This is a genomic window from uncultured Ferrimonas sp. (assembly GCF_947489035.1).
Classification (GTDB): Bacteria; Pseudomonadota; Gammaproteobacteria; order Enterobacterales; family Shewanellaceae; genus Ferrimonas.
Genome location: NZ_CANLCI010000049.1, coordinates 1 through 6,698, shown reverse-complemented (window position 1 = coordinate 6,698; position 6,698 = coordinate 1). Strand labels below are relative to the sequence as shown.

Here is a 6,698-nt window from a genome sequence, read left to right as displayed (position 1 = left end):
ATGTGCAGCGCAGTCAGATAGGCGGGACTGTGCTATCTTCCGTTGGAAATATCGTGCCTTATCTGAGTATAAAAATGTTTCCTGATATAAGTAGAGACCCTGATTTCAATTTGATAGATGTCTTCTTAAGTAATGATGCGTTCAAGCATGACTCTAAGTTTCTAGCCTTACCAGGAGAAAATACCGATCGCTGTGATAATTTTTATGAACTGATCGGAGACAGGTTAATCAACTCTTATATCGCTCATTGCTTAGAGCAGTGCCGGTTCATGTTAACGTGGGAAGGTGAAAATTTTTCCAAAGTTATGAATATTACTTCGGTGGTAAACGAAAATCAGAATGATAATGAAGAGTTGGGTCAACTTTTCAATGGCGCTATTCAGTCATTAAGTATGCTGGATGTAAACCTTGAGGCTACGCCCTCCTCACTAGATTCAACCTCACTTATCAATAAGGAGGCTACCAATGTAGCGAACAAATGGCTGGCGTTGGCAATTTTCTGTGGCACCAATAACCTGCTGGAAAAGTTCAGCGGTATCATGTCCACAAAATCTATCTTCGAAGAGCACTATTTAGCTGCTGTTGCAACAGATTTATTAAACAAGGCAAAAGATACCGCATTACATGATTACATCCGGGGGCGGCTAGCTGTTATTGCTTATAAAATGATTAACATCGCTGAAACCATATCGAACGAACGCCACAACCAATTAAAGTCAACAGCGAGGAAAGGTAAGAAACGGCAGGTTCAATCAATAGATCAATTTTACATCAACAAGTTGGTCGGACCTAAAACCGCAAAAGCGTATTGGGGCTTGGTGCGTGACCTCTTCCTGAAGCAGTTTGTATACAGCTACTGGAAGGATAATCCAGACGCCCAGCAAAAGGTGGTTGCGTATAAGCTGCAAGAACGCTTCTACACATTGGAGTCAGAGAAGCCCTTATGGTTGAAAGATCGGGATCTACCTGAGCATTACATAATTAAGCAGCTCCGCGAGGAATACGGGGAGCCAGAACCAAAGTCTGAGTCAGACTCGGATCCAAAGTCAGAGCCGAAGACCCCCGATACCACCAAGAGGCGTGAGCCCAAATCTCTCGGCACCCTTAACGAACTCGTCGGGAAAATGAAGAAGCCTGGATACTTGACCCAAAAGTGGGAGAAGCATGAGCACTTACCAGAGGTGCAAGTCGCCATTGCCTACGCAGAACAGCAAAAGCAAAAGCAAGCAGCGATAGCCAAGAGCATCTCCGCTTTAGCTGATGATTTTCTCGCCGAACACATGGATGAAATAGATAAAATTCTTGGCAAATAGTCTGGTGGGGACATCTCGATCTCCTGCTTGAAGACAATCAAAAACTAACCCCTATAGTGGGAATCCTCTGAAGGGCGCTGCTAACCACACGCAGCTCGGGCAATGCCGCCACCTTTGATGTATGAGGATCCTAAGATGTCTTTCAACCTGAAAAATGCCCAACTAGCCCCGTCCCTCAAGCAAGCTGCAGGTGCCACGCAGGTACCTGTTCGCCACACGAAGAAGGAAGAGGTCATTCAGCTACACCATGAGCAGCGTTTAGACCTGACCGTACTAACGGAAAAGGTAAAGCAGACAGGCTCCATGTTCACTGAAGAAACTCAGTACCTTGTGCTTGGCGAAGCTGCCCAGCAAGCTCTGCTGCACGACCTAAAGATGAAGACTTTCATCCCTGCTGTAACTCAGTTCGGTGAAAAGATTATCGCAATATTCAATGCGCCTAGCCCTACGGGCTTCAACTGTGGTTATTACGAAACGGCCCAGCAAGCCATCCCGCAACTGCAAAAGGGATATGGCTACTTGGTTAACGATCGCAATAGTCAGAGTTACCGCTTCGTACCAGTAAATACTACCCCCTACGCCGGTGACTTCCCAGATCTGGAGAAAGCACTGGAAGAGCACTTTAGCGACTCAACCATCATAAATGGCGATGAAGAAGTGCTAGTTCGCCTCGGCAAGACCTTCACTGGCGGTTGTACTGGCTCCTCCCAACCAACCCCACCAACCCCACCAACCCTAGATGATGGGGATTTGGAACTTGAGGTGGAACTATCTGATCCAGTTATCGATCCGCTCGACGAACTGCTGGGCTAACACGCTGTTAGCGAAATCTATCGAGGCTTGGGGCCTGAGTGCCCCTTGTCATTACGAGTTAGTTGTTCGAGCGGTAAGCGTGTGATGAAGATTGAAATTGAACATGAGTTGGCGCGCCAATTGGTAGAAGCAAAGTACCGGTTGAACGGGTTGCCTGAGCACGGGATGACGTGGGAGCAAAAGCAGATCAACCATTTGATGGCAGTAGCGCCCGAGAACTGGGTAGGCATTGCCCTGAAACGGCTGAAGCCAGCATATGCAGGAAATCCCAATGCGGAGTTACGTGCCGAGGTTGTCACCCTGTACCACAAAATCAGCAAGCGGGGCATTGCCATAGATCGCAAAGAGCTAGCACGGCTGATTGAAGAGTACACGGAGAAGCTACGGCAAGATCCGTTCTCGGAAAAGCTATACAAAACCCTGGATTGGCTAAAGCGAGTGAAGGTAGGGGCTGATGGCAAGTTGCGGACAGAACTGAAGCCGTACCACAGCATCACTGGGCGGACAGGGTTGATGGGGACGACACCGGTCAACGGCTTCAAGGTGTTCCGCCAAGCCCTAATCTCGGCACCTAAAGACAACACGACCCTATCAGTGGACTACACCGCCTGTGAGGCCGGGATCCTAGCGGCATTATCTGGTGACCCCAAGCTCAAAGATGATTACGCCAACAGTGATGACCTGTACGAAACGATAGCGAACCATCTGCGCAATCAAGGAGAAGAACAGCTAGAACGCAAGCAGGCGAAAACCCTGTTCTTAACTTCGATATACGGGGCAAAGCCCAACACTATCGCCCTGAAACTGAAGCTGTCTGAGACCGATACCGAACGGTTGCAGAAACAGGTTATGGACTACTACACGGTGGCCTTTACCTGGTTGCAGGAACGGACCATCGAATCGTACCGCTCGAAGCTGATCACCTCTGACAGTTGGCAGATCCACGTATCGCCAGATGTACGGCCAACCCAAATACGTAACTGGCCAATCCAGATGATGGGCATGGAGATCATCAATTCGGCATGCCTTCAAGCCGACCAAAAGATGTTGAAGGTGGTAGGGGTTGTGCATGACTGCATCTACATCGAATGCCGTAACGAAAACGTCGAGGAAGAGACTGCGGCCTTGCAGAAGGCTATGACCCAAGCATCACGCCAACAACTGGACGGATTTGTCCTGAAGACCAGCGTTGACTTTACAACGCATTGCTAAGAATTAAAGAAGTGGAATAACAATATGAATAAAGACCAATTTATCGATAAGAAAAAGCTCGCAAACGCAGAGTTTGGCGACAGCAGCGTAGGGAAGTCTCTGACCCATGTCATTAAGACCTTCGACATTGGAGTAAACGAGTTCGGTGCTGCGGTACTGTCCCGCAAACAGCAGGGCAAGAACCGTGAAACTTATCTGTCCAGCAGCACCCGCTTTGCCCGTATCGTGCGCGAAGAGATGATGCTTTCTCTAGGTATTACTCTGGACAAGTCACAGATCGACGAGCTAAAAGAGAAACTGAATGGCATCGCTGGAATATGTAGCCAGATTTGCACCCCGTTTCTGCGTGTTGCTCCCACCGAGTGTGATAAGGGGCTACTGATTGATGTCTGCGATGACGAAGGCACTCAGTACCAGCTAAAGGATGGTGAGGTTACAGTAATCTCCCAAGATTCCGAGGCATTGTTCATCAGTTCTCAAGACGCGCAGGCCCTTCCTACGCTGACTGAGGAGGGCGATTGGAAGATGTTGTTGCCCTACCTGAATATGGAAAAGCGCCATCAGTTTCTGTTTATCGCCTGGTTGCTGCATACCATGACGCTGATACGCCACCCAGATACAGCCTACCCTATTTTAGTGATTTACGGTGGGCAAGGTACAGGCAAATCGACCGTCAGCAAGCGCATTATTCGTTCGTTGCTGGACCCACGTGCTGCGAAGATTAAGAGTTTCCCAAAGGAAAAAGAGAACTTAGCCATCGCGCTACAGAACGAGTTCTGTTCGATTTACGACAACATGCGTTCGCTATCAAAAGAGTGGTCTGATTACCTGTGTATCGCCGCGACCTATGGCGTTGAGGAGAAACGTAAGCTGTTCACCGACGGCGATAGCGTAAAGTTCAACCTACACGGCAGCTTAGTACTCAACGGCATTCACGACTTCATCAAAGAGCCCGACCTGGCTTCCCGTTCGATCTATATCTCGATGAAGCAACTGACCGAAGAGCAGCGCGTAAATAGCAAGGAAATGCTCGGGAACTTGGAAAAGGACATGCCGAAGATCTACACCGGTCTACTGCAGTTGCTGGCGAAAATCCTACATGTCTTACCTGAGGTCACGATCACCAAGGCGGGGCGCCTAGATGAATTCTCCCGCTTCTTGGCTGGTTTTGAAATCGTATCTGGGGTGCCTGATGGGCACCTGCAGGGCCTGTACCTGAAGAACCAGAAAGACAGTGCACTAGAATCACTCTACCTGAACAAGTTGGCGAAGCCATTGATCCATATAGCACAGCAAACAGGTACAGCAGGGAAGAAATTCACCCCCACAGAGCTCTATGATGAGCTTCTACGAGTAACACCTATCCCTGACCGCAAGGGTGAGTTCCCTGAGAACCCCATCCAACTAGGCTTACGCGTAGATGGTTTGATTAGCTCGCTGGGGATGGCAGGGATACGGGTAGAGCGTGTAGCCCCTAAAAACTCAATTCTCATCGGCTTGCAGAAAGAGGTACAACAGCTAACTGTCTAATATTAAACAGGCGGGCCCCACATTAAAGATTGGGGCCCCTACACATATTACAACTCAACCTGCACCTCTAATTGACTTTCCTCTATACCTAATGCAAGTTGCTCAGCTTTCCGCTCTAGCTCAGCCTTAACATTACTAATAAAACTCAACCACTGCGGAGTTAGCGAAAACAAGTCGACAACATCTTTTATTATAATGTTCTGCGGCTCATCATAGTAATGCATGATTGCATTTATATAATTGTGCTTATCTAAAACTGCATGGACATTAGATAAGGCTGTGTAAATCTCTTTTAAGTGCGGAGGCACTTGCTCTGCTGTCAATTTGACGATTGACTCCTTTATATACTGCTCGGGATTCAATGACTCAGGTATATTATATTGGAAAATCATTTCAAGTGCGCGCTCCCGCTGATTTCTCGCCACCTCTGAACGTCCCGTTATGGCACTGTTCATTTGAGTTTCTTTGTCGCTACTCCCTCTGTACACATCACCATCAAGAACGAAAACAGCATCTTTTTCTGGATGTTCAATGGCCGTACTGCCTGCCATGACAAATATATTCTGAGCAGCTCCAAACTGAACCACTTTAATATGCTTGGATATATTTATTGATTGAGACACTTTTTTAACAATTCGCTCTGACAACCCATCTTCCACATAAACAGTTAAACTTTTATCTAGTGTTCCGGTAAGTTGGAGAAGGGCATCTGGAGTAACTTGATTCAGCACTTTTGTGTCAGAGCCGACTTTTTTTAGATAGCGAATATTCAAATGCTGCGGATTACGCAGAACACTCTCCCGGTGGGTCGTAAAAACGACTTGTATATTTTTCTGGCTAGCTCTATCTCGAATAACCTCAACTATTCTCTGAAATGCATCGTCATGAAGCAAAAGGTCTAGCTCATCAATTAAAATCAAAGCGTATTCTGGGGCTCTAAATACGGTTGTTAATATTTTTAACACCCTTTGTTCGCCTGCCCCCATGCTGATCTGAGAATAGGTCATATTGTCACAAGCTAGGCCAAACAACATCTCTGACCACCCACTTATCTCATGAGTATATATATTTGAATAATTTCTGTTAAAAATATAACTGGCCTTTTGTCTAACCGCCTGAAATATTTCAGACGTCTGCTCCTCTGTTGTGTACCGTATCCGTTGGGATCCTACAGCACTTTTGTTTTTTATAAAGTTTATATATTCCAGCAAGGGGAGCGTTGTATGTATGCCGATATAAAAAACTGACCGGTAAGGTCTTCGGTCGTAGCGAGGCTTCCAGCGATCACTGTTTTTTGAAAATACCTTATCATCTGGTATGATTTCCTCGCTGCCGCCCCTGTCCCGATACTCATAAGTAATTTTATACTCTGTCCCGCGCCATAATGCATGAGGGTTTGGCTTTAGGTACTCACTTATTCTATGATCTTCGGAGAGTTCGCCGTCTTGGGGTTGGTAGCAGGAAGCCAACGCATGGAGAAGGCTTGATTTCCCGATGCAGTTAGCCCCAAGTATTGCGGTCACGTTATGCGGATTGAAGCTGACACCTTGAAGATTTTCTATCCCTTTAAGCTTTGTCACGTCTATTGTTTTTAGTTTTTGTTTTGTATATCGAGGCATAAAACTTTTCTGAATCCAGCTCAGCGTCTGCTGAGTTTGCTGAGTTTGCTTTCTCCAGAAATCTCCATTTAGGTAGGTGCTTACTTAAAATGATACCACCAATACACATAATTTATGCAAATAAAAGATTAGACGCATGGCTTACCTTGGCCGCATGAAGAAAGTACTACACATAAACAGTTATAGAACATCTCAGATTCCTGTCTCCTTC

General features: G+C 46.7%; 5 protein-coding genes. 4 read left to right on the top strand and 1 reads right to left on the bottom strand.

Translation table 11 applies throughout. The annotated features are described in order from the left end of the window. The 4 genes from Q0796_RS17885 to Q0796_RS17870 form a co-directional block, all read left to right on the top strand. Positions 1-1,313 (top strand): hypothetical protein (locus Q0796_RS17885; RefSeq protein WP_298445805.1); only part of this gene is annotated, 1,313 nt, incomplete at its 5' end. A 135-nt stretch (positions 1,314-1,448) separates the two neighbouring features. Beyond that, entirely contained in the window at positions 1,449-2,126 is a 678-nt protein-coding gene (locus Q0796_RS17880) for a hypothetical protein (protein ID WP_298445802.1), read from the top strand. Between the two features lie 84 nt (positions 2,127-2,210). After that, positions 2,211-3,338 carry a DNA polymerase gene (locus Q0796_RS17875; protein WP_298445798.1) on the top strand — a complete coding sequence of 376 codons (1,128 nt, stop codon included), beginning with the start codon at positions 2,211-2,213 and terminating at the stop codon, positions 3,336-3,338. A 24-nt stretch (positions 3,339-3,362) separates the two neighbouring features. Next, positions 3,363-4,868: a hypothetical protein gene (locus tag Q0796_RS17870; RefSeq protein ID WP_298445796.1), complete on the top strand. Its 1,506-nt coding sequence runs from the start codon at positions 3,363-3,365 to the stop codon at positions 4,866-4,868. Between the two features lie 47 nt (positions 4,869-4,915). Here Q0796_RS17870 and Q0796_RS17865 read toward each other — a convergent pair whose 3' ends face one another. Further along, positions 4,916-6,487 carry an AAA family ATPase gene (locus tag Q0796_RS17865; RefSeq protein WP_298445793.1) on the bottom strand — a complete coding sequence of 524 codons (1,572 nt, stop codon included), beginning with the start codon at positions 6,485-6,487 and terminating at the stop codon, positions 4,916-4,918. Positions 6,488-6,698: the final 211 nt, after the last annotated feature.